The 25,360-nt window shown below is 61.2% G+C and carries 21 protein-coding genes and 1 pseudogene; 11 read left to right on the top strand and 11 right to left on the bottom strand.

The genetic code is table 11. The features are described from left to right. Positions 1–7 precede the first annotated feature (7 nt). The 7 genes and pseudogenes from B0G62_RS16880 to tssF all read left to right on the top strand — a co-directional run bounded on the left by B0G62_RS16880 (position 8) and on the right by tssF (position 8,576). Positions 8–538, top strand: coding sequence for an AAA family ATPase (locus tag B0G62_RS16880; protein ID WP_103705355.1), 531 nt, complete (start codon positions 8–10; stop codon positions 536–538). 945 nt (positions 539–1,483) lie between these two features. Further along, positions 1,484–2,149, top strand: coding sequence for a type VI secretion system Vgr family protein (locus tag B0G62_RS32250; RefSeq protein ID WP_244193282.1), 666 nt, complete (start codon positions 1,484–1,486; stop codon positions 2,147–2,149). Next, positions 2,116–3,529 (top strand): annotated as a pseudogene (locus tag B0G62_RS32720) (type VI secretion system Vgr family protein); the annotation flags it as partial. The gene B0G62_RS32250 and the pseudogene B0G62_RS32720, both read left to right, overlap by 34 nt. Positions 3,530–3,540: 11 nt before the next feature. After that, positions 3,541–4,398, top strand: coding sequence for an effector protein Tle3 domain-containing protein (locus B0G62_RS16870; RefSeq protein ID WP_103705354.1), 858 nt, complete (start codon positions 3,541–3,543; stop codon positions 4,396–4,398). Further along, entirely contained in the window at positions 4,395–5,912 is a 1,518-nt protein-coding gene (locus tag B0G62_RS16865) for a type VI lipase adapter Tla3 domain-containing protein (RefSeq protein WP_103705353.1), read from the top strand. The genes B0G62_RS16870 and B0G62_RS16865 overlap by 4 nt, the downstream gene beginning before the upstream one ends. A 451-nt stretch (positions 5,913–6,363) precedes the next feature. Further along, positions 6,364–6,627 carry a PAAR domain-containing protein gene (locus B0G62_RS16855; RefSeq protein WP_103705437.1) on the top strand — a complete coding sequence of 88 codons (264 nt, stop codon included), beginning with the start codon at positions 6,364–6,366 and terminating at the stop codon, positions 6,625–6,627. A 101-nt stretch (positions 6,628–6,728) separates the two neighbouring features. Beyond that, on the top strand, positions 6,729–8,576 hold the full coding sequence (gene tssF, locus B0G62_RS16850) for a type VI secretion system baseplate subunit TssF (protein ID WP_103705351.1): 1,848 nt from the start codon (positions 6,729–6,731) through the stop codon (positions 8,574–8,576). 701 nt (positions 8,577–9,277) lie between these two features. On the opposite strand, the gene B0G62_RS16845 is transcribed toward tssF, so the two are convergent. Continuing rightward, entirely contained in the window at positions 9,278–10,471 is a 1,194-nt protein-coding gene (locus B0G62_RS16845) for a hypothetical protein (protein WP_146055313.1), read from the bottom strand. A gap of 344 nt (positions 10,472–10,815) precedes the next feature. On the opposite strand from B0G62_RS16845, the gene B0G62_RS16840 reads away from it, so the two are divergent. Together B0G62_RS16840 and B0G62_RS16835 are read left to right on the top strand one after the other, a co-directional pair. Then, positions 10,816–11,442, top strand: coding sequence for a LysE family translocator (locus tag B0G62_RS16840; RefSeq protein WP_146055312.1), 627 nt, complete (start codon positions 10,816–10,818; stop codon positions 11,440–11,442). A gap of 455 nt (positions 11,443–11,897) precedes the next feature. Then, positions 11,898–12,608 carry a class I SAM-dependent methyltransferase gene (locus B0G62_RS16835; RefSeq protein WP_103705348.1) on the top strand — a complete coding sequence of 237 codons (711 nt, stop codon included), beginning with the start codon at positions 11,898–11,900 and terminating at the stop codon, positions 12,606–12,608. Between the two features lie 203 nt (positions 12,609–12,811). On the opposite strand, the gene B0G62_RS16830 is transcribed toward B0G62_RS16835, so the two are convergent. The 6 genes from B0G62_RS16830 to hyfB are packed head-to-tail and all read right to left on the bottom strand — an operon-like array spanning position 12,812 to position 19,953. Next, a complete protein-coding gene (locus B0G62_RS16830; protein WP_103705347.1) occupies positions 12,812–13,321 on the bottom strand; it encodes an NADH-quinone oxidoreductase subunit B family protein in 510 nt (169 codons plus the stop codon). Further along, positions 13,321–14,883: a hydrogenase large subunit gene (locus B0G62_RS16825; protein WP_103705346.1), complete on the bottom strand. Its 1,563-nt coding sequence runs from the start codon at positions 14,881–14,883 to the stop codon at positions 13,321–13,323. The genes B0G62_RS16830 and B0G62_RS16825 overlap by 1 nt, the downstream gene beginning before the upstream one ends. A gap of 3 nt (positions 14,884–14,886) precedes the next feature. After that, positions 14,887–16,350 carry a hydrogenase 4 subunit F gene (locus B0G62_RS16820; RefSeq protein WP_103705345.1) on the bottom strand — a complete coding sequence of 488 codons (1,464 nt, stop codon included), beginning with the start codon at positions 16,348–16,350 and terminating at the stop codon, positions 14,887–14,889. Continuing rightward, on the bottom strand, positions 16,343–17,002 hold the full coding sequence (locus tag B0G62_RS16815) for a formate hydrogenlyase (RefSeq protein WP_103705344.1): 660 nt from the start codon (positions 17,000–17,002) through the stop codon (positions 16,343–16,345). The genes B0G62_RS16820 and B0G62_RS16815 overlap by 8 nt, the downstream gene beginning before the upstream one ends. Continuing rightward, a complete protein-coding gene (locus tag B0G62_RS16810; RefSeq protein WP_103705343.1) occupies positions 17,003–17,953 on the bottom strand; it encodes a respiratory chain complex I subunit 1 family protein in 951 nt (316 codons plus the stop codon). It lies immediately after the preceding gene. Further along, positions 17,947–19,953: a hydrogenase 4 subunit B gene (gene hyfB / locus B0G62_RS16805; RefSeq protein ID WP_103705342.1), complete on the bottom strand. Its 2,007-nt coding sequence runs from the start codon at positions 19,951–19,953 to the stop codon at positions 17,947–17,949. Before hyfB ends, B0G62_RS16810 begins: the two co-directional genes overlap by 7 nt. A 251-nt stretch (positions 19,954–20,204) precedes the next feature. Between hyfB and B0G62_RS16800 the strand changes: the two genes are divergently transcribed. Continuing rightward, positions 20,205–20,972, top strand: coding sequence for a YoaK family protein (locus B0G62_RS16800; protein WP_103705341.1), 768 nt, complete (start codon positions 20,205–20,207; stop codon positions 20,970–20,972). Positions 20,973–21,718: 746 nt separating this feature from the next. Then, positions 21,719–22,816, top strand: coding sequence for an aromatic ring-hydroxylating oxygenase subunit alpha (locus B0G62_RS16795; RefSeq protein WP_103705340.1), 1,098 nt, complete (start codon positions 21,719–21,721; stop codon positions 22,814–22,816). A 6-nt stretch (positions 22,817–22,822) separates the two neighbouring features. Here B0G62_RS16795 and B0G62_RS16790 read toward each other — a convergent pair whose 3' ends face one another. From B0G62_RS16790 to B0G62_RS16775, 4 genes are all read right to left on the bottom strand, one after another. Further along, positions 22,823–23,257 (bottom strand): DUF1801 domain-containing protein, encoded by a 435-nt coding sequence (locus B0G62_RS16790; protein ID WP_103705339.1) that lies wholly within the window; start codon positions 23,255–23,257, stop codon positions 22,823–22,825. A 216-nt stretch (positions 23,258–23,473) separates the two neighbouring features. Then, a complete protein-coding gene (locus tag B0G62_RS16785) occupies positions 23,474–23,836 on the bottom strand; it encodes a copper resistance protein CopC (RefSeq protein WP_103705338.1) in 363 nt (120 codons plus the stop codon). A 22-nt stretch (positions 23,837–23,858) separates the two neighbouring features. Further along, positions 23,859–24,740, bottom strand: a complete 882-nt coding sequence (locus B0G62_RS16780) for a hypothetical protein (RefSeq protein WP_103705337.1) — start codon at positions 24,738–24,740, stop codon at positions 23,859–23,861. A 110-nt stretch (positions 24,741–24,850) separates the two neighbouring features. Further along, complete coding sequence (locus B0G62_RS16775) at positions 24,851–25,231, bottom strand: DUF2946 domain-containing protein (RefSeq protein ID WP_103705336.1); 381 nt, start codon at positions 25,229–25,231, stop codon at positions 24,851–24,853. Positions 25,232–25,360: the final 129 nt, after the last annotated feature.

Raw genomic sequence — 25,360 nt, 5'->3', positions numbered from 1 at the left:
TCAATTCATGAACACCGCCCCATATCGTCGTATCAACGTCGTCGGTGCTCCTGGATCAGGGTCCACGACACTGGGTCGTGCGCTATCGGTCCAGCTTGGCTTCGGCTTTGCGGATGCTGACAGCTTTTATTGGAAGCTGACCGCTCCACCGTTCAAAGAGAAATACGATCCCGAGGTGCGGCTGAAGATGCTTCTCGCCGAACTCACCTCATCGCATGCATCCATAGTCTCTGGCTCAGTGTGCGGCTGGGGCAGCGAACTGGAGGATGCTTTCGATCTGGTTATCTTCCTCTCACTGCCAACAGATCTGCGACTCCAGAGGATAGAGGCGCGGGAGATATCCTTGTTCGGCTGCGCCGATCCAGCATTCATGGCTTGGTCCGCTCAGTATGAACAGGGACAATTACCGGGCCGTAGCCGGGCGCGGCACGAAGCGTGGCTGAAAAGTCGTCGGTGCCGTGTCTTGCGATTCGAGCAAGATCAGGCCATCGAAGATCGGGTGCAGGAAATCATCGAGTTGATTTCACCCGCCGTCTGATTTTCCGCTATTGTCAACGATTCGTGGTGCAGCGTCGAATGGCCGAAAGTGGCCGCATACGGCCTCACGCGTGTTGCATCAGCACGTCCGCGAGTAGTTGCGGACGGCTGGCCCGATGCGACCCAAAACGGACAACCTCGCTTCGAGATCCAACGTCCGCTAATAAGTTGAAACCGGACCGCAGGAGTTAAGGCCAACGGGCCAGCAAATGACGTATTCCTGTGGAAAAAATCCCTACCATAGCGTCGATCAGATACCGCTCTTCTACCGGGCCGAATTAATAGGTATCTTTAATGAACGTCGCGGCCGCGATTGCTCGGGCTGGCGACACTATCGTCGATATTAAATTTCGGATCGCGCAGCTATTACGAAGCAGCACCGAAAGGCGCAATGTGGTAGAACGCCTCGTCGTTCGTTGAGCAAGTAATCGTATCGGCCGTAGCGGATGACCAGTGGAAGTCAACCGCGCATGATGCCGCGTACGTTACCAGTATGTGAGCGGCCATTAGCTAAGCGAAACGGATATCCGGAGTGCTCGACCTCGCCCTTGGAGAACGGCATGGCCGATGCAGGAAGATCGGAATCGACGGCGCTCAGGGAATAAAAATAAGAAATTGCACGATGCCCGACTCCCCCGGGCAGCCGGAGCGCGGATCAGGCATTGATCACCGGGGCCCGCGCAGACCGGCCGACAGGCGGTTGCACAGGTGCTGCCGGGCGGTCGCATACTTCGATTCAGGTGGTCGGAATATTTTTCCTATTAAAAGAAAGGCCAGATAATTCGGTAACTAATGCTGATTATTAAAGGCAATTCTTACAGAATTTGACAGCGACTTAAACGCCTGCTATTTTCGCCCCGAATTCTTGGGCCTCTCGTGTTTTATGCGGCACGATTATCGGTAACGAATATCAGGTTAATTCAAATCGCATAAACGAGATTCCTCCGTGGAGAAGGGCGTGAACTTACAGCGAGTATTCATCGGTGCGCTTCCGTCGCAGGATACGCGTGCCTTTCGCCTCTACTGGCGCAATTCCCAGTCAGATCTCGCGGGCTTGCTGTTTCTGCAGAGGCTTGATATTCGCGAAGATCTTTGCGGCGGGATCGAGGGGCGCCTGTCGTGCATTTCGACCAGCACGGGCGTTTCGCTTCAGAATTTTCTCGGTCAACCGGTGACTGTGCAAATGGTCACGGATACCGGCGCGCTTCAGTCAATATGCGGGATCGTGACGGACGCCCACGAGGGAGAATCGGACGGTTCACTTGCCACGTATCAATTGGTCGTGCGCGACGCGCTATCGGTCCTTGAGCGTCGCATCAACACGCGGATATTCCGGACGAAGAGCACGCTGGACATTATCCAGACGCTTGTTCGCGAATGGCGAACAAAAAGCTCTACCCTGGCCGCCACGTTCGACATCGACGTGTCGAACATCGACGCCTCGAAATATCCGACCCGCGAGCAGACGCTGCAATTTGATGAGTCGGATGCCGACTTTATCCGCCGACTTTGCCGCCGGGAAGGCATCTCATGGTTCATCAAGGCCGGGGGCAGGGCAGTTCTGACCTCACTGAGCAGCCGTTTCACTCGTTGGTGCTCCTTGACAGTGTGATCAAGTTGGCGCAAGGCCCGGCAGGAACGGTTCCTTACCATTCAGACGCCAGCGTCGGCACGTCAGACTCCATCACGCTTCTATCGATGGGGCGACAGCTGGTAGCGGGGTCCGTGCGCCGGGTGAGCTGGGATTACAAGCCCAGCCAGATGGACAAGTTGCAGGCGCCGACACGCGTGGATCAGGGCGCTGCGGGAAATGACCTCGGGCGCCTGCTATCCGACTCACGCATTGACGCGCCTCATATTGCCGATTCTGCGAATGACAACCAGCGCTTGGGCAGGGCGCGGATTATGGCGCACGGTGGGCAAGCCGTGAGGATCGACGGTGCGAGCGGGGTTCGAAATCTCGAAGTCGGCACGTGGGTTACGGTCTCGGGGCACCCCGAACTGGATCAGGCCGAAGAAGGCGATCGCCGCGTGATCTTTACATCACTGCACCACCGTGGAGAGAACAACCTGCCAAAGGAACTCTCCGCGCGTGCGCAATCGCTGTTCACGGCCAGCCGCTGGTTGTCTGATACGCCGCCAGCGTCTGTAGCGACCCGGATGCGAGGCGCCCAGGACGGCGACTCGGAGTCCAGTCGCTACGAGAACACATTCACGGGGGTGCCGCGTGGCACGCCCCTTACGCCTGTCTACGATCCACGCGTTGATCTTCCGCGCGTCTATCCGATTACCGGCGTCGTGGTCGTGCCGGACGGGGAACAAGTTCACACCGACGAGTACGGTCGGATTTTTGTGCAGATTCAGGGGCTCGACGAGGCGGATCATGTCCATGCCGCAGGCGCCGGTACTCAAGACACGCCGGTGGACAGCGCGGCCGTGCGCGTCCTTGGCAACTGGTCGGGCGCAAACTTTGGTCAGAGCGCGCTGCCACGAGGAGGTATGGAGGTCCTGCTCGAGTTCCTGAATGGCGATCCCGACCGGATGTATGTGGCGGGTGTTTTTCCCAACGGCCAGAACATGCCGGCTACCTTTAGCCGCACGGGTGCGCTTCCGGGTAACCGCTACCTTATCCGCGCCGACTGTGCGTCTGGTCGCGGAAGACGGAAGCTTCATCAGGATCGGCGGTGGTGTGACGCTGGGAACGAACGGCGACATCAAGTTGCAATCCGCATCGCATCAGTGGGGCGGCCCTGCAACCGAAAGCGCTCCCAAGACCGCTTTCAACAATCAGCCAACCGACCAGCGTTTCCGATTGCATCATGTTGGCGATACGGCCGACGCGCCCATGCCGGCAGCGAACCAGGCCTACCGGATTACAACCAGCGACGGACAGATTATCGAAGGGAAGACCGACGCAAACGGCTTGACGGATATCGTTAAAGACGACGCGATGAAATTCCTGAAGATCGACATCCTGCAACCGGATCTTTGATCGAGACAGCCATGAGCAACGCTACATCGAACAATAATGTCATCGGGTCAGGGGCAGGCGTCACCACGTCCAATCGCGCGAGCGATCGGCCTGTTGCCCGTCCGAACGACCTGCCGGGCATTCTAATTTTCTCGCACGGCGTGAACGACCCAGGCGCCAACTATGAGACGGTCGAGGAGGGCATTTGTCAGGGGCTCAATGAGCGCCTCAATCGGCCTGACATGTGCAAGGGCGAATATGGTGCGCGGTATCAGGAAGCCATGGCGGCAAAGAAGAAGGGCCAGGCAAATCGGGCTCAAGATCAGATTGCCGCGGACCCCGATAAGGCACTCGACGATCAGACACGAAGTGTTGAGTTCCGCTCCAATGGAAGCGGGTTTGGCGGAGCATTCGCGGGCATTAGCGCGTGGCGCGAGGAAACGCCGAACGAGGCGCGTGCGCGGATGTCCCAGGATCCAGCGGCGTTGACGAAGAACGATCCGTCAGGCGTCCTGACAGGCAATTCGTATCACTCCGCCATTTTGCGCGATCCGTGGAATCAACGGTTCGGCACAGCGATGGACATGGCGATTGGCCAGGCCAAGACGATGGACAACAAGGACTGGCTGGCCCTGTGGCTTGCGATGGCGGACTGGAAGACCGACTTCACGACCGTTTCCTCGCTCCCCAAGTACCCCAGGTTGTCCGCCGAGGGCCGCAAGCTCGTACAACAGGCCTGCGAGTACTACAACTCGGGTGCGTTTCCTCAGTCAGTTGTGTCTTCGGGCATGCCGACACTCGTGGTTAGTCAGTCCATGGACCAGAATGCGAATCCTGAAAAGCCGGTAACGCCTCCGTTCAATATGGATTTCAGCGGACTAGCACGATGATGCTGCTTGCCGCATATGGTGGACGTGCATTCGGCCGCCGACCTGCTTTGTCGTTTTTCATTTTGATGGTGGCGCTTATGGTTTGGCCTTTTGGTGGGCAAAAAGCGGCGGCCGCGGCTGCTACTTCCGCGACGCAGGCGGGGCAACCTGGCACGGGCGCGGGTAACGCGCCGGATACTCCGCTCGACAGGCTGGAAGTGCGTGGGCTGGGGATCACAATTGATCAGTGGGCTCAGACGGAAATCTGGAGTCACATCGTAAAGAAGAACGCTACGCACGAGTCGTTTCTTTCGCGCTCTCCTTCGGACTATCCCGCGTCCTGGACCGGCAGGTCCGATATGTCGAAATTGGTCCGCGGACTCGCGCTCAAGCTTGGCGCCGGAGAGGCGGTGGAGTACACACCGCTGCCAGTCTTCGTATATGGCCCGCCCCAACATCCGGACAACCTGATGGGCGCCGCGTTTTCAGTGAATTACGCACGACAGGAGGGTAGCCTGCCGTTCGACCTTTTCGTTACCGAGAAGGCGATCAATGGCACTGGCCCCTCACTCGAGGATGTATTCAAGTTCTTCGATGCCAATCCAGATGTGCCATTCGCGCTGATTTTCTGCACGGACGGCATGGTCACACGAAAGCTGCTTGAGAAGCCCGGCTCTGGCCTGATACCTGACGGGGCGGCGGTGCCTGCTGTCTTTAACAGCAATGTCGCGTTGCTGGTATCGCGGCCGCATGCAATCGACAGGCTCAGGCCATCGATTGTCACGAAGCCGGAGGATGTAGACACCAGGCAGACCCAATACGACCTGGTGAAACTCTGGAACTTCTACTGGGATGAGACGGACGCATTCGACGCGCATTACCAGACCGAATTGGCCGCGCGGGGGCAAGAAGGGGTCGCTCCTCACACGATGAGTACGACATGGTGGCGCTCGCGGGTCCCTGATCTGTTGAAACACACCGAGAACAAGGGGCCCGGCGAGTTTGCGCCCAATCCGTGGACGCCCGTGCGCTGGACGGACTGGCAAGTCAGGCAATTCGACGAGTCGCCCGTGCTCGGCTACATCGATCGTCCCGTCAGTGTCCGTCTCACGGACGAACATGGCCATGCACTGCGCGAAAAGGATCAGGCTAGTGCGCTAAGGGATGGATGGTCGCGTGTTGTGAGCCCAGGCCACGCAGCGACTGTGCCACGGCGGATCTTCTTCGATACGACGGGTGATCGAGAGTGGGTGATTCCGTTGACTCAAGCGTTGGGCGCGGAGGAGGATGCGCCCTCGACCAGCAGCGTCGCGGAGGGGGTTGACGTAGGATACCGGATTGGGAACACCGGGATCAGCTCTGGCGCGGTGCAAATCGCGCTAGCGCTCATAGCCGGGTATCAGGACGGCAAAGTCAGCGCGATTGTCGATCGCTCCGGCGGACAGGCTGAAATCGTTCGAGTCACGCCACCGAGTGAGGCTCAGATCAAGCAGAACCACAAAACGCGGGGCGATAACCCTTTCCTCTACAGATGAACGAATCGATCGAAAACGCAGAGCGGCCTGAGCCGCGGGTAACAGCAGGCGACCCACGCCAGGGAGGCCTATCAAGAGTCCTCGCCGTGGCCGCGATACTTATCGCCATGGCGTTGGCAGCGCTATTGGGCGGCCCTCTCGCCTATTGCGACGGCGGTGTTGGCCTCGCGCTGCTATGGGCAGGTATTCTGGCATTCGTCATTGGAGGCCAGGCCGCATATAGTGCGCCCGGCGAGTTCGCGCTGGCTGTTGTGGCGTGCGTTGCAGCTGTGCTTGCGATCGCGAAATGGTCGCCCGTAAGGCCGAGTCTTCGTGTCCTGATCGTGGCCGTTGTAGTCAGCGGCACCGCGGGCTGGATAGTGACAGCGTTAGTGAATGGCTTCGAGCACGGGCGATGCGCTCTCATGTAGAGCAGCGCGGAACAGAGACAACCAGAACTTGGGAGGCTGCATTGCGCGGCGTTATTCGCATTGGTGACTCGACGAGTCACGGCGGCAAGGTTGTGACCGGCCAGGACGGCTCGACGGTGATGGGCCGCGCGGTGGCATGCGTTGGCGACCGATGCACATGTCCGAAGTCTGGCCACAATGACTGCGTGATCATCGAGGGCGATCAGTCGGTCCTCGTAAATGGCCGTGCGGTAGCCTTTGACGGCCACAAAATTTCATGTGGTGCCACGCTGATCTCGTCGGTACCAACCTCGGGACTGGGCTGATAGACCACGTTCAGCGCGGCGTGTGTTTCAGGTGCGTAAAGCACGCTGAGGGCCTGTGTGCCGATGCAGCGCTCTGGTGAACCACGCAGTTGGAGCGGCTGATGGCAGATCTCAAAACGAGCTACGAGCGCGAGCTTCAAATTTTGCGGCGCGGCATGGCTGAATTCACTGCACGTAATTCACGTGTGGCCGGGCGCCTCTCGATGCAGGGCGAGCATTCGGAGGATATGCATGTCGAGAGGATGATCCAGTCTGCTGCGTTACTCAATGCACGAGTGCGCGAGCGTCTGGAAGACGATATACCCGAGTTCACGGTTCCGTTGCTTGAGGTCCTTTACCCGGAATTCCTTCGGTCGTTTCCTTCGTGTTCGATCGCATGTTTCGAACCCAGTGTGGCAGTTGAACGGCTCGCGTCGCCGGCGGTAGTCCCAAGGGGCACACATCTCGCGACGCGCGCCGGTGAGTACGGCTTCAGAACGGTCTATGACACGACCGTTTCGGCGCTTTCTATCGACGACGCTGCGTATCAGATGCCCTCTGCAGTGCCAGGTAATGTGCGCGTGCCTGAGGGCACAAGCGGTGTTTTCTCGATCAGCTTCGTGGTGCAGTCCGGGTCTGTGGATTTCGGTACTGCGGTCGGAGGCGCTGTCCGTGTCTTTCTGGACGCGAAGGAAAGCGCGGTTGCGGCGCTGATCGACGCCCTTGTCCATCGCGGCAAGCACGCATTTCTGGAAGTCGATTCCAGCGGGCGCTGGAGTGCGCTTGATGCCGTTCCGATTTCGCCTGTTGGTTTCGACGAGCGCGAGGCAATCATTGACGCGGGCGGAGAGTCCTCCTACCGCCTTCTGCTGGAATATTTTTCGTATCCCGAGAAGTTTCACTTTCTGGACTTCAGGCTCGGCCAGATTCATGCGGGACACGGCGTGAAGCGGCGCCTGTCCCTTCACGTGCCGGTTTCCGGCCTTCACCCTGATTCGCCGCCGGCTCTCGCACTGGCGACGTTGTCGGCGTCTAATTTCCGGTTACGATGCACGCCTGTTGTGAATCTGTTCCCGTGTGCAGCCGAGCCGATTGCCCTCAAAGACGCGATGCTTTCTGCGTACCCGATGGTGGCGCAAACGGTGAACCCACAAGGCGCTGAGGTCTGGGCGGTGCAAAGCGTACGGCTCACCCGGGATGGCGACGGCGCGGCGAACACGAGAGGAGTGAAGCCGTTCCACTCGCTCGACCACAGTGTTGGATTCGCGAGTTCCACGGATCGGCGGCCGTTGCTCTACTGGGTTGCGTCGCGCCCGGGAGGCCATGAGACGGCCGTTGCGGGCGGGGGCTGCATGCTGGAATTTGTCACCGCACTCGGGGAGTCAGGAGAACCGCTGCGGGACGAGCAGATTGATGCGACTCTGCTTTGCACCAACGGCGCCGGGCCCAGTTCGATGCAGTGGGGACAACGGGGCGGCGACTTCACCCTTGCTGACCGAAGCGTCGTTGCCCGGGTGAGCCTGCTGCGGCGGCCGACTGACGTCACCGCGCGCCCGGTGCCCAAAAGTCAGTATTGGTGCGTCGTCCGGAGTCTGTCCGCCGGGCCGTTCAGCCTCGATCAGAGCGGTTTGCCGGCTCTGAAGTCGTTGCTCGAAGCGCACGCACCAAACCGTGGCCAGACGAACGAGGACCAAATCGATGCCATAGTCGGGCTGTCGCGGGAGACTGCGATGGAGTGGATCGTCGAGAAACCCCAGTCACGGATGGTGCGCGGGCTGCGTGTGCGGCTGAGCGTCGATGAGCAAGGGCTGGCCGGGGTGCCGCTCACCATTTTCGCGCGGGTTCTCGAGAGCATCTTTGTGCGCTACGCCCCTGCGCACAGCTTCGTGCAGATCGTGATCGTTTCGGCGTCGAATGGAGCGGAGTTGGCGCGCGGGCAGCTCGTAGCGGGCGCTGTTCCGGTTCTATAAGACTCGACAGAGCAATGAAGCGCACGCCATCCGTGGCTCTGCCGCCCCGCTGACCTCCAGTGCGGATGCCAGGCTCGGCGCTGGTGCGATCCATGCAGCGTTACGCGCAGGTGTTTGCTGGCGACTCATGGGAAGGCATGTGGCCGGCGCAGCCGTTCGTTTGCACCCGCCGGCATAAAACGGTGATAGCGCCACGTAATCTGATCCGGCAACGGCTGGCAGGTTGCCGGGAGTGTGCGATCGAAGACACAACCGCGCGGCGGGTGCACGCGATGTCGGCGCAGGCCGGGGCGACGTGACTGGATGCCCCGTGGCGTGGCACTATGTATCACTGCGTCCGACGTCGCCGTAAGCGTGTTGATTGTCCGGGGACTTAGGGCGGCCCGGCGGATAGCTGGAATTGGGTCGTGCGCCGTCAGCCCGGAGCGAGTTTCCGCGACCGTGAGGAAGAGCCCCAGCATGCCGGGGCTTCTACTTTATATGTCTCGGTGCTTCGAGGCAGGCGCGGCAATGACTGCTCAGCTAATGGTAGCGGCCGAACAACTTCCCGCGACAATTGACCGTCTTTGGCCGGGATCTGTCTCACGAGATCGGCATTCGCGGCTTCGACAGCATTAGGTCGCGGTCGACTGCACACGACCCACAACGGACGTTCGCGGTTTCCGTACGTGGCCGTTCAAAATCAAGCAGAAATCTTACCTCTAATTATTCGCGCGGACCATTTTCATCGCTGCAATTACTGGTTCGATGAAGAACATGCGACCGGGCTGGCCCTGAACATCCCCGGCCATCAATTGGGTAAGTACCGGTGCGACATCTCCATTCGGCCTAGAGATGTTCCATGTTACGACCTCGGTTGCACCTGAAGCATCTGCCCCAACCACATGTAGTTGTTCTCCTATAATCGGCAGGGCTCGAATCGGGCGATCGTTATGTTCTCTGAGATCACGCAACCAAGTTTCGCTTGTCCAGATCATTGCATAAGCCTTGAGATAGAACGCACGGTCGGCAACATTTCGCCAAAAGAGGAACTTGTCAGCTTGGTCGGCAAAGGCTGTCGACATGAAGTCAATTTGCTTCCAATCCTTGTCATAAAGAACAAGCATTGGCATGTGATTTCCATGATGCTCGAATGTGAACTGAGCCATCTTGGCTTGTACCGCCACAATTTCGGCAAGCGATGAGGGCTTCGGAGCCGCTGTCAAATCTTCCTTTAGCTGTAGTAATGCCGGCGGTGGCTTGTAACTCGGGTCTGCGTCCACCCGGACAGTGGTATGCTTTCCCATGCCGGGCTTGCCAAATTTCATGAAGCGGACCTTCGCAACATCGGTCGACGAAGGATCGATGTCCGTCGGGTGTGGAATGGAAGCATCTAGCACCGAATCCAGGTGCGCAGCCAGATCGCTACAGACCCGATGGAGTTGAGAGTATGCGTACGTGAGTGCGTAGATAAGCTCATACGCAGGCAATGAGTTCGCTACCCACAACCGCTGGATCTTGAGTACAGCTGCATCGACAATTCCGGGCGGAAGTTTGCGGAGCGCCGCCAGAAGCAACTGCTCGATGTCCGCCTTCAGCAATTCTTTTCGACTAGTCTCAAGAACCATATCCTCATCGGACACATGAGAGAAGAGCACAGTTGCTCGCAGTGTGCTCTGCATTTCTAGGTCGCCTTCCTTCTCGATGACGTTTCTTGCGTCCTTGGCCCACGACATCACATGATCGTCTGCCCAAGACTGAAGCACATTTGCCTTGTACCAGGTATCAAATTCTGGAATCGTCGCTTTGTTTTTCTGGATGATGAAGGTAACTGTGCGTGATGTTTGGAGAAACTGATTGGTATTCAGTCGAAAGAGATCCGGTGAAAAATAAGTCTCACCGCAGTTGCGCAACAACTGGGCGAGATCGCGGAGACGGCGTTCCCATGGGCGTATGATGCTTCACTCTCGCGCGCTTTTCGGCGCTTGTTGGGTGGGTGATTTTCAGCAGAATCTTGTGATGTTTGCAGCCACATTGTCAACGATCTGGTGGCAGACGTCGAGCGACCGAAACTGGCCGGGCACGGAAGCATGCGGTTTGCATCGATGCGCACGCGAGTGGTTTAGCTGACCGGCGCAACTCGACCCCTGCCGGTCATCCAGAATTCTCCGCAACGGATATTCATGGCAGCAGCGCCAGGCTTGTTTTTTTGGACGGGCTATATTCGCTGAATCTCATCCAGGATCGGACAGAAGAAACCATGAGTCTTCACACGTACATGCTTTTTGTCGGTGCGAGCTTTGTTTTGTGCCTTGTGCCGGGCCCCGATATGCTGTTTTTGCTGGGGCGGACGGTGGCACAGGGACGTACGGCGGGTCTATGCGCCGCGCTCGGGATCAATCTAGGCGCTTACATGCACTTGCTTGCTGCGGTCACCGGTCTATCTGCGCTCGTTTTAGCATCAGCGACGGCGTTCACCGCCGTGAAGTGGGTGGGAGCTGCATACCTGCTCTATCTTGGATTGGGAGCGTTGCGGTCGAAGGGAAGCATTGCCTTTCCCGTCGGAGACACTCGGAAGAAAGCATTGCGGCTAATTTTCTGGCAAGGATTCCTGAGTGATGTTTTGAACCCGAAAGTCGCGCTGTTTTACATCGCATTGCTTCCCCAGTTCATGAATGCGCATGACCCAAGCCCTGTGAAGCATCTCATCGCGTTGGGCGTAACGGGCAACATGGTCGGAATTGCAACGAGCATCATCTATGTGTTTCTCGCCGCTCAGATGACAAGCGCACTTCGCCGTAACCGAGCTATATCGTCGTGGTTGACCAAGGCTATGGGGGCTCTGTTTGTTGGACTAGGATTTAGGTTGGCAACAGAGAAAATTTGATCCTGGTTTTCCTCCACCTGCGCGTAAATGGTCGCCGCCCCAAGGGCGCAGCAGTGTCAGAGTAAACGTTCGAGACCGGCTACCGTTACGGCGACTCAATGAAGCCAGGTTGTGTCCCGAATGACCCTTCATGGCCGCACGCGACCCAACGACGAGGGACCAGCGCCGATCCGTTCCGATCTTCTGACTCTGCGGCGATTCAACGGCCGATCCCGGGGCGAAGCGGTCGTCCTTGCGCCTGTATCCTCAAGCTTTCGGAGCCGGCGCCATTCAAATTGGCAATTTGTCTCGTGGGAAGTGCGAGGCGCACAACGCTTTGCGTGATTTGTCCGTTTGTGCTGTGAGCCTGTCGTTTCGGAATGCGTTTCTACTGCTAGTCTTGGTGTCAGCAACCGAATTCAGCCGCATCGCAGCATGACCGATCTGTCGCTTGTCCCGTGAAAAGGAGCTGGAACATGGAACAGACTTTCGATTCCGCGCAACAGCTTGACACGTGGCCCGGAAGCGCGGTGTATGGTTCTCTCGTCCTGAAGCTCTACGACGCATGGGTGCTGGGAATGTCCAACCGATTGGCCTGGCGGTGCAGTACCAAACGGGTGCTGCTACCGTTTTACCGGCACCATGTGGGCGAACACCATCTGGAGGTCGGGGTTGGGTCGGGTTTCTACCCGGCCCATGCAGACTTCCGCGCCGAACATCAGGCTACCTTGCTCGACCTCAACGAGCACACTCTCGCGACGGCGGCATGCCGACTCGGCCATACCCAGACCACGCAACTGGTGGGCGACATTATGAAACCGCTGACGATGCTTGATGGGTGCCGCTTCGACTCGATCGCGCTGTTTTACCTGCTGCATTGTTTGCCGGGCACCATGAGCGAGAAAGCGTGTGTGTTCGCACAATTGAAGGCGCATCTCGCGCCGGATGGCGTGCTGTTCGGAGCGACGGTGCTCGGCGACGAAGCAGGCCATAACCTGTTCGGGCGCGCGCTTCAGCGTATCTACAACCGCAAGGGCATCTTCGACAACCGGCACGACACGCTGGAATCGTTGCGTGCCGCACTCAGTCTTCATTTCGCCAAGGTCTCCGTCGATCAGGAGGGGGTGGTGGCGCTGTTCGTTGCAAGCGCACCGTTACAACGCGCAACGCAGGCCAGCATGTGTTGACGGTGATTTCGATCCGACTTCAATCGACGACCCATCCGGCGTATTGCTGGCGTACAACCCAGCCCGCCTCAATGTCGGCAAAGGCCGATGAAGGATCGTTCGTCTTTGACGAGTGGATGGCGGGTTACGGCGCGAAGCCGACGCCTGACCGTCCGACTAACGCCCCATACGCGCGCACGGTCGCATCATCTGCGGTCCCGCCGCTAACGTCCCCGGCAGGCCGCCAGGATGCCTCTCAGCAGATCGACAGGGGGCGGCGGACATCCCGGGATCGACACATCGACCGGCAGGATCGACGAAACCGGTCCGCACACGGCAAAGCTGCCGGCAAAAACACCGCCCGTACATGCGCATTCGCCCGCAGCAACAACGAGCTTCGGGGCGGGTGTCGCGTCATATGCGGACAGCACGGCCGCTCTCATGTTAAGCGTCACGGGCCCGGTGATGAGCAGCAGGTCAGCATGACGCGGGCTCGCGACGAACCTGATGCCCAGACCCTCGATGTTGTAGTAAGGATTGTTTAGCGCGTGGATCTCCAGTTCACAGCCATTACAGGAGCCCGCATCAATTTGCCGGATGCACAGCGCTCGCCCGAGGAGATCGAGTATTTCGCGACGAATCTCCTGTTCTTCATGTCGCCATGCCTCTTCTGCCGTCGGCGCCGGTTCGTCCGGAAGGCCGGTGCGCGCGAATTGCCGGATAAGCTGCCACATCAGAGATCGTGCCCCGCGTAGTTCAGGTTGAACGACTTGTTGATCAGCGGAAAATCAGCAACGATGTTGCCGATGATCGCGTGCTCAAGCGCGGGCCAGGCCTGCCATGACGGATCGTGGCAATGGCAGCGCGAAACCACGTCGCCCGCGTCCACCTCGATCGCGACGAACACGTCGCCGCGCCATCCTTCCACCCAGCCTGTCCCGCGCGAAGGTGTCGTGCAGGGTTTCATGTCGACGGCAACCGGTCCGGCCGGAAGGCCGGCCAGCAGCGCACGTATCAGGCGCAGTGACTCGTCGATTTCAGCGAAACGCACGGCAACGCGCGCGGCGACGTCGCCCCGCGGGTCGCTTGCCGCCTTGACGGCCACTTCGTCATACGGGGCCGGTTGCAAGGCCGCGCGCACGTCAAATGGGTGGCCGCTGGCGCGGGCCACCATGCCGCGCACGCCGAAATGCCCGGCAACCTCGGCAGTCAACCGGCCCGTCCCGGCGAAGCGGTCCTGCAATCCCGACTGGTCTTCGTAGATCCTGCGCAAGGCGTGGACTTCGCGCTCGATATGGTCGCACTGCCTGGCCAGCGCCGTTCCCGTCTCGGGGCGAATATCGACTGCCACGCCCCCCGGCACGACCCGGTCCATCAGATAACGATGCTCGAAGGCGTGTGCGTTCATCCGGATCCAGTCCTCCTTGAGCCGCGAGAACTGGGCGAGTCCGAAGGCAAACCCGGCATCGTTGCCTAGCGCGCCGAGGTCGCCCAGATGATTGGCGACACGTTCCCGTTCCAGCAGGAGGGCGCGCATATACAGCGCGCGGCTCGATATCGCGGTACCGCACGCCTGCTCGAGCGCCATGCAGTATGCCCATGAAAACGCGACGGTCGAGTCGCCCGCGATCCGGCCCGCGACCCGGTGGCCACCTGACGCCGGGGTTCGTTCGAACAGCCGCTCGACGCCTCGGTGCACGTAACCGAGACGTTCTTCAAGGCGCAGCACCTTCTCCCCGACGACCGAGAACCGGAAATGTCCCGGCTCGATGATGCCTGCGTGGACCGGCCCGACCGCGATTTCGTGAACGCCATCGCCCGCGACCTGCACGAATGGGTAGTCCGCCTCGCTCGACTCGAACCTTTCGACGCCGGTTGCCTGCTTTTGCAACGGGAAATAGTCACTGGGCCAGTTTCCGTGATTGAGCCACGGGCGGTTGTCCTGGGCGTCGCGGGCCCGCAAACCGGTGAGGTCGAAGATGGCCCGCTGCATGCGCGACGCGCACGGAAAAATGACCGCAAGATCGGGGAAGCTCCCGCCGGGATGCGGGCTACGCCCGGTCACGAGGCGCGCCCACAGTATCCCGTCTTCGCATTCGTACGCGGCGTTCGCCGAAAAAATCCCGTCGGGCGCTTCGTTGCCCCACATCGCAATGAGCCGGCTCCGATCGGATTGCGCGGTGCGCGCGACCTCGAGCCAGCCCGATTCGTCGACGTCCGCAATCGTTGCCGGAACCTGACCGGGACTGCGCGTGAGGCGAGTCGCTGCGCCGATCGGTAGCGATTCGAGTCGCATGCTTCAGCCCCCCAGTATCGTTGCGGCCTGGCGATACCATGTTGCCAGGTAAGGTGGCACATAGAGACCGAGCATCAGCCCGAGGCCCAGATGCACGAATACCGGCAGCAGTGCGGGGCTATGTTCGAGCGGTTTTGCCGTTGTCGTTCCGCCGAACACCATTTGCTGCACGCGCGCGAAGATTGCCGCAAACGCGACGGCAAGGCCGAGCAGGAGCAGAGGGGCCGTCCAGGGTATCGTATTCATGGCGGTCGTCAGGATCAGGAACTCGCTCGCAAACACCCCGAACGGCGGCAGGCCGAGAATCGCAAGCGCACCGAGCATCATCCCCCAGCCGACGGTCGGGCTGACCTGCAGCAGCCCGCGAATCCCTTCGATCGCCTGCGTGCCTGTCTTCTGTACCGCGTGCCCCACCGTGAAGAAGATCGCCGACTTGACGAGCGAATGGACGGTCATGTGGAGCAGCCCGGCGAACGTCGCGATCGGGCCGCCCAGTCCGAACGCGAAGGTCATCATCCCCATATGTTCGATCGACGAATATGAGAACAACCGCTTGACGTCCCTCTGGCGGAACAGCGAGAACGAGGCAATCAGCACTGACACGAGCCCGAACCCGACCAGCAGGCGCCCGGGCAGACCATTGCCCAGTGCGCCGTCGGCGAGCACCTTGCAGCGCAGTACCGCGTACAGCGCGACGTTCAGCAGCAGACCCGACAGCACGGCCGAAATCGGCGTCGGGCCTTCGGCGTGGGCGTCCGGCAACCAGCTATGCATCGGCACCAGTCCCACCTTGGTGCCGTAGCCCACGAGCAGAAACACGAAGGCGATCGATACGATGTTCGGGTCGAGGTGCGTCCTCGCCGCGGCCAGGCTTGTCCAGAGCAGTGCATCATTGCCGATCAACTGCTGGCTCGCAGCGAGGTAAAGCAGGATCGTGCCGAACAATGCCTGCGCGATGCCGACGCCGCACAGGATGAAGTACTTCCAGGCGGCTTCGAGGCTCGCGGCTGTCCGGTAGACGCTGACGAGCAGCACGGTCGCGAGCGTGGCGGCCTCCATCGCAACCCACAGCACACCGAGATTGTTGGTCAGCAGCACAAGCAGCATCGTGAACACGAAGAGCTGGTACATGCTGTGATAGAGGCGCATGCGCGTTGCCGTCATCCGGCCGCGCGCCTCTTCGACCTGCATGTACGGTCGCGAGAACAGTGACGTCGTCCAGCCGACGAACGCGGTCAGCGCGACGAGGTACACGTTGAGCGGATCGACGAAAAATGCCCGTCCGAACGCAAACGACGGCCCGTGTTCGACGGTGCGCGCGGCGAGCACGAGCGTCGCCGCGAATGTCGCAAAGCTGAAGGCGACGTTCAGGTGACGCGCGACATGGCTGGGTCGTGTGGCCGCCAGGCAGGCGGCGGCCACGAGCGGAATGCCGAGCACGGCGAGCACGACCTGAGCGTCACTCATCCTTGAGTTTCTCGATGTGATGGATGTCGAGGCTGTCGAACTGCTCCCGGATCTGGAACATGAACACGCCCAGAATCAGGAGCCCAACCAGCACGTCCAGCCCGATGCCGAGCTCCACGATCATCGGCATACCATTGGTCGCAGCCGTCGCCGCGAAGAACAGCCCGTTCTCCATCGACAGGAAGCCGATCACCTGCGGAATCGCTTTCGCGCGCGTGATCATCGCCATGAGCGACAGCAACACGCACGCGAGCGCGATCCCGAGTGTTCCGTGCGCAACCGAGGTCGCGAGCCGGCTGATTGGCGAGGCGACGTTGAACGCAATGATGACCAGCACGATGCCAATCAGCATCGTCGTCGGAATGTTGATGAGCGGCTCGACATCGGCCCGGACGTCCAGCCTGCGCACAAGCCGGTACAGGATCCACGGAATCACGCCGACCTTCAGCGCGAGCGTCAGGCTGGCGGACACGTACAGGTGCGCATCGCCCGTCACGAATCCGAGGATCAGGTTTGCCAGCACGAGTGCGATACCCTGCAGCGTGTAGAGGTGAATCAGCGAGAGGATGCGGCGCTGGCTCAGCATCGCGAACGACAACGCGAGCAGAATCGCTGCGAGGAAGTTGATGAGTTGCGTCGCGTAACCGTGCATTCATGCCCCCAGCAGAATATGCACGAGCATACCGATGACCGCGAGCAGGAAAGCGGTGGCGAGAAACTCGGGAACCCGGAAGATCCGCATCTTCGCGTTGACGGTTTCGACCACGGCAAGCGCCGCGCCGCCCACCATCAGCTTGATGAAGAGCACGGGCAGCGCAAGCAGCAGTGCAAGCGGGTTGCCCGCGCCTGCGATGCCCCACGGTACGAACAGAGCCAGGCCGATGCACGAGTAGGCGAACAGCTTGAGGCTCGCTGCCCACTCCATCAGCGCGAGATGTCGCCCAGAATATTCGAGGATCAGCGCCTCGTGGATCATCGTCAGTTCGAGGTGGGTGGCCGGATTGTCGACGGGTAGCCGCGCGTTCTCGGCGAGCGACACCAGCGTGAACGCAATACCCGCAAAGGCCAGGCTCGGATAGATCGCTAGCTCACCCCGGCCAAGTGTCGCGACGATGCTCGTGAGCAGCGTCGACTGCGTGATCAGCGAGGCGGAAAACAGCACCATCAGCAGCGCGGGTTCTGCGAGGAAGCCGATCAGCATCTCGCGGCGGGCGCCGAGCGTGCCGAACGCGGTGCCGACGTCCATCGCGGCGAGCGACAGGGCAACGCGTGCGAGCGCAAACAGGCCGACGAGCGCGATCGCGTCCGCAGCGGGCGACAACGGCAGTTCAGTCGAGAGCGTGGGCACGATCGCACACGCAAGCGTCATCGCGGCCCAGACGACGTAGGGTGCGCCACGGAACACCGGACTTGCGGTGTGTGCGACGACTGATTCCTTGTTGAACAGCTTGTGGAGCATCCGGTACGGCTGCCAGATGGATGGCGCACGCCGGTTCTGCAACCATGCGCGGCACTGGTTGATCCAGCCCGTGAGCAGTGGTGCGGCCGCAAGCGCCACGACAATATCGAGAGCCTGCGAGATCACGCCGGACAGGCTCACCATCGTTTCACCAGCATCAGGAGCAGGATCAGCACAGCAAAACTGTAGGTCAGGTACACCGCGATCTTGCCCGTCTGCAACCGGCCAGCCCATTGCGCCGCGCGTAGCGTGAGTGCCGCGATACGGTCGTAGAGCAGGGACCACGTGCGGTCGGTGACCGATACGCGGTAGACCGGCTGCGTGTCGTAAGGCGACGGCAATTGCCGCTCGACGCGCAGCAGCGGCGCGAAGATCTCCCGGATCGGTTGCCCGAAGCCTTCGGCCGTGTCCTGCATGCGTGCCGTTGTGAACGGAAAGCCGCAACTCCAGGGCGCCGCGCGCCGCAGCCGGCCGTGATAGAAGCGCCGCACCAGGACCCAGGCGAGCGTGCAACAGGCAATGAAGAAAAGCATGAACACGGCGGGCATGTAACTCGCCCGCGCAGTCGACACCGGCGCGAACATCAGCCAACCCTGGTTGTTCGCAGCGACGCCGCTCCCAACCAGCGCACGCGTGACGGGGTCCAGTATCTTGACGAATTGAACGGGCATCAGCCCGAGCAGCACGCCGACCGCCGCGAACCAGCAGAACGCCAGCCGCTCCCACGTATTCGCGTCGCGTGCGCGGGCCAGTTTCGCTTCCCTCGGCTGCCCGAGGAACACGATGCCAAAGAACTTGACCATCGTGTAGCCGGCCAGCGCCGCCGACATCGCGACCAGCGCGGCCACGATCGGCACCGTCATGGCGAGCACGGAATTGGGCCAGCCCGACGCGGACAGGAAGCTCTGCAGCAGGAGCCACTCCGCGACGAAACCGCTCAATGGCGGCAGGCCTGCGCTGGCCGCGACGCCGGCGAGCACGGCCCACGCGGTCCACGGCATGAAGCGGATCAGGCCGCCCAGCTTGCCGAGATTGCGCTCCCCGGTGGCGTGCAGCACAGCGCCCGTACCCAGGAACAGCAGACTCTTGAACGATGCGTGCGCGGCGATCTGGTAGAGCATCGCGGTCAGCGCCAGGGCCGACAGAAGCGGCATGCCGTAGGCACGAAACAGCACCGCGAGTCCGAGCGCGGCGATCATCAGGCCAACGTTGTCGATCGACGAATACGCGAGCAGGCGCTTCATGTCGACCTGGATCGTGCTGAAGACCACGCCGAGCAGCGTGGTGCCGACGCCGAGCACGAGCAGCAGCGCGCCCCACCACGCGATCTGCACGTGCAGCAGGTCGAATACGGTGCGCAGCATGCCGTAGAGGCCGACTTTCAGCACGAATCCGCTCAGGAGTGCCGACACGGGCGACGGCGCCGCCGGATGCGCCTCCGGCAGCCAGACATGCAGCGGGAACACGCCGGCCTTGGCGCCGAATCCGATCAGCGCGAGCAGGAACGCGAGCGATGCCCAGAATGCGTCGGGCGACTGCGCGCGCATGTTGGCGAAGGTGTAGTCGCCGGTGCGTGCCTGGAGAATGCCGAAGCACAGGAGCAGCGCCAGCGCGCCGACATGCGAAATCAGGAAATACAGATAGGCGGCGCGGCGGATCTCGCCGATACGGTGATTGGTCATCACGAGGAACGTGGCGGACAGCGTCAGCGTTTCCCAGGCAACCATGAACACGTAGGCGTCATCCGCGACGAGCACGAGCGCGATGCTCGCGACGCACAGGTGATATTCAAAACAGATGAGGCCAGGCGCGGTCCCTTCGCCTTTGCGGAAATAGCCGGCGGAAAAGGCGCCGATCCCCGCGCTGACGACGCCGAGCACGAACAGGAAATAGCCTGACAGCCGGTCGAGGCGCAGATGGAACGGAAGGCCGGGCAGACCGACTGGCAGCACCAGGGTGGACGGTTCGGCGAAGACACCGGCAACGCCTGCCGCGCCCAGCAGCAAGCCAGCCAGCGCGCCGAGCGGAAACAGGCCGTGCGCGACGAGCCGCGTGCGATGCAGAACCCCAAGGCCCAGCGCGCCGATTGCGAGCCAGGCAGCCACGGCCAGCAGGACGAAATGGATGACCGGTACGGGTGCCATCCGGAATGTCTCCAGTGCGCTCGGATTGAACGATGAGCCAGGACCGGGCACGACGCGACGGCCCGACCATGGCCATAATATTACATCGAAAGTTTCATATGGCTAGCAGGATATGATAATAGCGTTATCATATGAGCCACATGATGCCGAAAATCGGGCGCGTCCGGTGGACAGGCTGCGTCCGGCGCAGTGCTTCAAAGCCCCCTATGCCGGATACGTGTCCCTGATCCGGGCGATCGTCTGAAGATCCTATGCCAGCACGGTATTTTCGAAGTCTCACGGGAACAAGCCGCAGTGCAAGCGCGAACCGTCAACTCGGGGTGTCGCTTGCTTTTGTCGCCGGCGCAGCCAATGCCGGCGGCTACCTTGCGGTCGGGCAATACACATCGCACATGAGCGGTATCGTGTCGGAAATTGCCGACCAGACTGCGCTCGGCGATGCTCGGCTTGTGCTGGCCGGTATCGGTTCACTCGTGTCGTTTCTTGTCGGCGCGGGGTGCTCGGCCGTGCTCGTCAACTGGGGGCGACGGCGCAGCCTCCAAAGCCAGTACGTCCTGCCGTTGCTGGTGGAGGCCGCGCTGCTTCTTCTGTTTGGCCTGCTCGGCAGCCATCTCGCGTTATGGGAGGCGTTCTTCGTGCCTGTGACCGTCATTCTGCTGTGCTTCATGATGGGGTTGCAGAATGCGATGATCGCGAAGCTGTCGGGCGCGGAGATCCGCACGACGCACATGACCGGCATCGTGACGGACCTCGGGATAGAGTTGGGCAAGCTCTTTTACTGGAACGGGTCGGCAGTCGATTCAGATACGCACGCGGTCATCGCAAACCGTGCGAAGTTGAGGACCCATGGGACGATGCTGGCTTCGTTCTTCGTTGGCGGCCTGACAGGCGCAGTCGGGTTCAGGAGCGTGGGTTATGTGTCGACCGTCCCGCTCGCTGCAGTACTCGTTACCCTGGCGGTTGTCCCTGTAGCTGACGATGTGCTCGCGTATTTCTGGCGGCGGGAACGAGGACAGTAACCGGACAATGGGTTGGGTGACGGCCGTAACCCATTGTCCCGACCGTGTTGCTGGAACTCCGCCGATGTAGTCATGGACACATTCGATAAGTCGTGCGACCTGTTTTCGGTCATCGCCTTCAACGAGTCGCCTCATGAGTCACCCAGATCTCCGCGCATTAATTCAATTTAGGCAACCCACACCTTTTCACATAGTCTGGATGGCCTGCGCGCGATCGCATTACTGGTCTTCCCGTTTGTTCCGAGCCCCATCCCAATGGTCGTCCCATTTAACACCTCCCATATGGAGATGTTGCAACGACTGATTGAATCCGCCGTCTGCCTTGGCCACAAAGTGGTGGAGCAACTGGCGCTTCACACTTATTCAATACTGCCAGGTATTACTACAGAGAAAATAGACTTTCTGACGCAGTAAGACTTAGCGATCGTCTTGGCCATGGCGTGCGAGCGGAGGACAAAGTCTACCGATTCCGACCTGTTGCCGGTACGGGTATGTCCCAACCCGGGCGGATCACGAAGCCGCTGGGCAACGCGCTACGATAGCCGGCGCGGCATTGAAAAAAATACCATCGCCCGTACGAACTGTGTGCGGGCACTCATTTTGCTACTCAAAAGGATTTGCGGTACCCAGAACCGCCAGCGAAGGCCATGGCATTCCAGTACCATGGCAGGAGCCACGCCGATTGGCCCGCAAGGCCGGCGCGCTCGACGGCGGCTGGTGCCCGGTTCTGCAAGGAGACATCACGCATGCGTGCAATGCCTTATCTAGACGGCTCCACAAGTGAAGCACCGGTACGCGATCTTCGCCGCGTGCCCATTCATCCCGATTACTGGTATCCGCTCGCCTGGTCGCGGGAAGTCAAGGCGGGCAAGGCGCTGGGCGTGCATTTCGCGGGCGACCCGATCGTGCTGTTCCGCACGGAGTCCGGCAAGGTGTTCGCGCTGGAGGACCGTTGCGCGCACCGCCAGGTGCCGCTGCACAAGGGCGTGGTCGACGGCGAGTCGCTGCGCTGCGGCTACCACGGCTGGACCTACGATTGCTCGGGCCAGTGCGTGGACGTGCCGTACCTCGGGCGCGAGCGCTTGCCCAACGGCGTGCGCGCCTACCCGTGCCGCGAGGCGCACGGCATGATCTTCGTGTTTCCGGGCGACGCCACGCTGGCCGACGTGCGTCCGGTGCCGACGCTCGCCTCGGCGCAAGACAAGGCGTACAAGACGCGCCGCTTCGGCCGCCCGGTCAAGTGTCACTACTCGTTCATGCACGAGAATCTGATGGACATGAACCATCAGTTCCTGCACCGCCGTCAGATGGGCCAGATGCGCGCGCGCTCGCTGGGCCGCCGGCGCGGCGAAGGCTGGATCGAGGTGGACTACACTTTCGTGCGCATGGAGGGCAAGCAGCCCGCGGGCGAGGCACTGGTCTTCGGCGGCAGCAAGAAGCGCGAGGATCAGAGCGATCAAAGCGTCATGACCATCCGCACGCAATACCCGTTTCAGACGCTGCAGATCCATTCGAGCGACGGCACGCTGGTCATGGACCTCTGGATCAACTATGTGCCGCTCGACGCGCAGCAACGCACGAACCGCACGTTCGGCATGCTGTCGATCCGCCGGCCCTCCGTGCCGTTCCTGCTCGACCTGGGCTGGCCGCTGCTGGTGTGGTTCACCGAGCGCATCTTCGCGGAAGACCGCACCATCGTCGAACTGGAGCAGGCCGCGCACGACATGCAGGGCGCCGACTGGAACCACGAAGTCTTCCCCGTCATCAACGAGTTGCGGGATCTGCTGCGCAGTTGCGGCGCACGCGCGGTTATTCCGATCCGCGACGTGACGGATCTGGTGTGATGCGGCTCAGGCGTCCGCTTTCTTCGTCGGCCTTGTTGTTGCCGTGGCCCTGGCGGGCGCCTTCTTTGCCTTTGCCGCTTTCTTGAGCTGATTGAATTCGATGGCTGCGCGGATCAGCGCCTTGAGCGCCCGCGCCTTGATCCTGTCGCCTTCGAAGAAGTCGATCGCGCGTCGCGCGTTGCCTTCCAGCCCCGCGTTGAAGAGGCCGTCCGGGTCGGGCAGGCTTGCGCCGTACTGGAAGGTCAGCTTCACCTTGCCCTTGTGCGCGTTCGCTACCGCGATGATGCCGTCGCGTTCCCAGACCGGGCTGCCCATCCACTTCCATTCTTCGACGATGTTCTTGTCCGCTGCGAGGATCGTTTCGCGCAAGCTGGCAAACGTTTCGCCGCGCCAGTCGGGGATGCTCGCGATCAGGGCGTCGATCTGTTCGGATGGCGTCATGGTGTCTCCATGCGTGTAAAAACTACACGATACAACCCGTTTTAGCGTACTCAACGTACCCGAGCATCGGCACTACGGCGGACAGCGGTTCGGCAAGGACAAAAGCCGCGGCTGTTGCGGCGACCCGCGCAGCAGGCGCTTGACGGCCATGGTGAGCAGCAGCGAGTCCCGAGTGGCGGCAAACCCGGGTAGCGCCGCCGCGAGTGTATCGCCTGCTCAGTGCACCGTGAAGCTGTAGTGACCCGTGGTGCGGTGGCCGTCTGCCGCGACGGCAATCCAGGTGACCGTGTACTTGCCCGCGCTCAGCGCATTGAGCGGCACCGACATGCGCTTCTTGTTGGAGGCATCGACGGCGGCCTTGTCGCGGATCACCGACTTGCCCGCCGCATCGGCGACCTGGATCGAGCTGAAGGCGGGTTCGAGCGCGTCGTCGAAGTCGATCGTCACGGCGTTTTGCGCAGCCGTCACGGTCGAGCCTGCGGGCGGCTCCTGATGCGTCGGATAGGCGTGCGCCCAGGCGAGTTGCGCGGCGCCGAGCGCGAGCGCGGCGGCAGCAAGGCGGAAAGCGGCAAATTTCATGGCGGATTCTCCAAAAGAGCGATTACTGGAACAGCGGCTTGCCGACCGAGTTCGGCGCCACGTCGTCGAAGAAGATGTGCGTCTGCACGAGGATGCCCACATGTGAACCGCTCGCGCGATTGACCGGAATCTGCGCCTCGATGCCGAGCTGGCCGTAACGGTTGATCCAGATGAAGCCCGGATTGATCGTGCCGGTCGTTTGCCCCTGACTGCGCGAGAGCGGTACTTCCACGAGCGGGATGAGGTTCGAGAACGGCTGCGGCAGGCCGAGGTCGTGCACGTGCTGTTGCAGGTACGGCAAGCTGTACTGGAACGTGAAACCGTAGTTGAAGGCGTTGGGCTGGCCCGCGCCGGTGGTGAGCGACGGACCCAGCTCGCCGGTGATGGCGATCGGGCGCAGCCACGCGAGCGTGTCGGGCAGGTCGCCCATGCCTTTGCCCGCGTAGAGCGTGGGCGAAATGGTCGAGAAGTTGTCGCCGATGGCGCGGCTGCCGGTGCCGCCCAGTTCGGCGTCCACGCCCACCGAGGTCATGAACTCGTGGGCATCGTTCACGTAGAGCTGGTATTTGAGGCCGACGCCGAAGTTGTCGAAGCCGCGCGCCGTCGGGTTGTTCTGCATGACGTAGCCGCCGTCCACGGACAGCGCGAGGCGCGGCGTGAGCAGCTTGTCATATTCGAAGTCGAACGAGTTGATGCTCTGGTCGCCCGAATCACCGGGCACGCGCACGTGGCCGAACTGGAGATCGGCTTCGTCGCCGACGCCGGGATCGTCCACGGCCATCGTCGCCGGAAAGACGCGGTCGCCCGCGATCGCGTGGGCGTTCGCCGCCTGCGGCGCGCCGATGAGCGAGCCGAGAATCGCGCAGGCGAGCGTGATAGCCGTGCGCGGGAAAAGATCAGACATGATGGTCCTGGTGCTATGAAGGTGTGCGCGTCGTGCATGACGACATGCCGCGCGTGCAGACACGCGGCGACACGCGTATTCGTATCGCCGCAAGGTTGGGCACGATCAGGTCAAACCAGGGGCGGGGCGCGCGCGAGCGCAAAAGTCAGCGGTTCGACGCGCGCGAGGCGCTCGAAGCGCACGGCAACACGCGCATGTTCGAGGCGCATGGCCAGCGCCAGCGGCACGGGCACGCCGGGCATCGCCGGCAGGTGGGCGAGCAGGTTGCAGTAGCCGCAATCCTGGAGGTCGGCGTTGGGCGCTTGCGCGTGGTTATGTGTGCCGCTATTTCCGCTTATGCCTTGCGTATGACGCATCGACGGCATGTCGCAATGCGCTGACATCATGGACGGCTGCGCCGCGAGCAGATGCGAAATCATCGGGGCGAGCGTCGTCATGAGGATCGCAAGCGTCCCCAATAGACTGACCAGCCTGAGATGAAAACGGCGCATGGCGTAGCGAAAACGGCGGTAGAGACGCCGCGATTATGCCACGCGCGCTTCGGGCGTCGATCCGCGCAAGCGTTGCGTCGCGTCATGCACACATTTCGTCATTTAGCTAAAATTCAAAATGACACAGGA

Source organism: Paraburkholderia eburnea (assembly GCF_002917095.1).
GTDB classification, from domain to species: domain Bacteria; phylum Pseudomonadota; class Gammaproteobacteria; order Burkholderiales; family Burkholderiaceae; genus Paraburkholderia; species Paraburkholderia eburnea.
The sequence above is the reverse complement of the archived record's forward strand: the minus strand, read 5'-3'. Positions and strand labels throughout refer to the sequence as shown.

Excerpts from the sequence above, each read along its gene's own strand:
- B0G62_RS16810 (WP_103705343.1), bottom strand. The coding sequence starts at position 17,953 with ATGGTGAGCCTGTCCGGCGTGATCTCGCAGGCTCTCGATATTGTCGTG.
- B0G62_RS16790 (WP_103705339.1), bottom strand. The coding sequence starts at position 23,257 with ATGACGCCATCCGAACAGATCGACGCCCTGATCGCGAGCATCCCCGAC.
- B0G62_RS16795 (WP_103705340.1), top strand. The coding sequence starts at position 21,719 with ATGCGTGCAATGCCTTATCTAGACGGCTCCACAAGTGAAGCACCGGTA.
- B0G62_RS16840 (WP_146055312.1), top strand. The coding sequence starts at position 10,816 with ATGAGTCTTCACACGTACATGCTTTTTGTCGGTGCGAGCTTTGTTTTG.
- B0G62_RS16865 (WP_103705353.1), top strand. The coding sequence starts at position 4,395 with ATGATGCTGCTTGCCGCATATGGTGGACGTGCATTCGGCCGCCGACCT.
- B0G62_RS16830 (WP_103705347.1), bottom strand. The coding sequence starts at position 13,321 with ATGTGGCAGCTTATCCGGCAATTCGCGCGCACCGGCCTTCCGGACGAA.
- B0G62_RS16800 (WP_103705341.1), top strand. The coding sequence starts at position 20,205 with ATGCCAGCACGGTATTTTCGAAGTCTCACGGGAACAAGCCGCAGTGCA.
- hyfB (WP_103705342.1), bottom strand. The coding sequence starts at position 19,953 with ATGGCACCCGTACCGGTCATCCATTTCGTCCTGCTGGCCGTGGCTGCC.
- tssF (WP_103705351.1), top strand. The coding sequence starts at position 6,729 with ATGGCAGATCTCAAAACGAGCTACGAGCGCGAGCTTCAAATTTTGCGG.
- B0G62_RS16880 (WP_103705355.1), top strand. The coding sequence starts at position 8 with ATGAACACCGCCCCATATCGTCGTATCAACGTCGTCGGTGCTCCTGGA.
- B0G62_RS16785 (WP_103705338.1), bottom strand. The coding sequence starts at position 23,836 with ATGAAATTTGCCGCTTTCCGCCTTGCTGCCGCCGCGCTCGCGCTCGGC.
- B0G62_RS16815 (WP_103705344.1), bottom strand. The coding sequence starts at position 17,002 with ATGCACGGTTACGCGACGCAACTCATCAACTTCCTCGCAGCGATTCTG.
- B0G62_RS16835 (WP_103705348.1), top strand. The coding sequence starts at position 11,898 with ATGGAACAGACTTTCGATTCCGCGCAACAGCTTGACACGTGGCCCGGA.
- B0G62_RS16780 (WP_103705337.1), bottom strand. The coding sequence starts at position 24,740 with ATGTCTGATCTTTTCCCGCGCACGGCTATCACGCTCGCCTGCGCGATT.
- B0G62_RS16775 (WP_103705336.1), bottom strand. The coding sequence starts at position 25,231 with ATGCGCCGTTTTCATCTCAGGCTGGTCAGTCTATTGGGGACGCTTGCG.
- B0G62_RS16825 (WP_103705346.1), bottom strand. The coding sequence starts at position 14,883 with ATGCGACTCGAATCGCTACCGATCGGCGCAGCGACTCGCCTCACGCGC.
- B0G62_RS16820 (WP_103705345.1), bottom strand. The coding sequence starts at position 16,350 with ATGAGTGACGCTCAGGTCGTGCTCGCCGTGCTCGGCATTCCGCTCGTG.
- B0G62_RS16870 (WP_103705354.1), top strand. The coding sequence starts at position 3,541 with ATGAGCAACGCTACATCGAACAATAATGTCATCGGGTCAGGGGCAGGC.